This window comes from Allobosea sp. Root483D1, assembly GCF_001429505.1.
Taxonomy (GTDB): Bacteria; Pseudomonadota; Alphaproteobacteria; order Rhizobiales; family Beijerinckiaceae; genus Allobosea.
In genome coordinates this window covers 1-1063 of record NZ_LMJW01000007.1, presented here as the reverse complement: position 1 = coordinate 1063, position 1063 = coordinate 1, and the positions used below count along the sequence as shown (strand labels likewise).

The following is a 1063-nucleotide window of genomic DNA, read 5'->3' as shown; positions in this document are numbered from 1 at the left end:
TCGACGATCCAGGCGACTGCGGCCGATGTCGGGGTCGCGGCCCGCGAGATCAACATGGGTGCGGACGATCTGTCGAAGCGCACCGAGGAGCAGGCCTCCTCGCTCGAGGAGACCGCGGCGACGACCGAGGAGCTGGCGGCGTCGGTCAAGGCCTCCGCCCAGGGCGCGCGCCAGGCGGCGGCGATCGCCGAGGAGGCGATGAAGGCGGCCCAGGCTGGCGGCACCATCGCCGGCGAGGCGGTCAGCGCCATGGCAAGGATCGAGGAGGCTTCGAAGAAGATCTCCGACATCATCCGGGTGATCGACGACATCGCCTTCCAGACCAATCTGCTGGCGCTGAACGCGGCGGTCGAGGCTGCCCGCGCCGGCGATGCCGGCAAGGGCTTCGCCGTGGTCGCCTCGGAAGTGCGCACGCTGGCGCAGCGTTCCAGCGAGGCGGCCAAGGACATTTCCGGCCTGATCTCCTCGTCGAACAGCGAAGTCGAGACCGGCGTCAAGCTGGTGCGCCGGGCCGGCGAATCGCTCGAGACGATCCTCGCCGCCTCGCAGAAGGTCACCGGCACGATCCAGGAGATCTCGGCGGCGTCCGCCGAGCAGGCGCATGGCATCGACGAGATGAGCCAGGCGGTCGCCCATCTCGACGAGATGACGCAGGCCAACGCCGCGCTGGCCGAACAGAGCGCCGCCTCGGCCGGGGCGCTGTCGGGCCGGATCGGCGAGCTCAACGCGCTGGTGGCGAGCTTCCGCACCGGCGGTGGGGCCACGACCGCCATGGCGGCCGGAGCGGCCTCTTCCGGCCCCGGGACGCGCCCTGCTGCACGCCCTGCAATGCGGGCGCCCGCACGCTCCGCCGGCGCCGCGCCGCATGCGGCTGGCCCGGCCGATCGCGGCAGCGTTCGCGACTCCGAGCCGGAGCGCCTGCGCCAGCTCGCCGAAGCCGCCTTCGCCCAGAGCAAGGCCGCGGCACCGCGCCGCGAGCGCGCGCCGGCAGCCGCTCAGCCCCGCAAGGCCGCCAACGGCCGCGCAGACGACGCCGGCTGGGAGGAGTTCTGAGCGGCGTCAG

At 73.3% G+C, this 1063-nt stretch carries 1 protein-coding gene; it reads left to right on the top strand.

All coding sequences use genetic code 11. From position 1 onward, the window contains the following. On the top strand, positions 1–1053 hold a 1053-nt coding region (locus ASE66_RS09835), incomplete at its 5' end, for a methyl-accepting chemotaxis protein (protein ID WP_244494855.1). Positions 1054–1063: the final 10 nt, after the last annotated feature.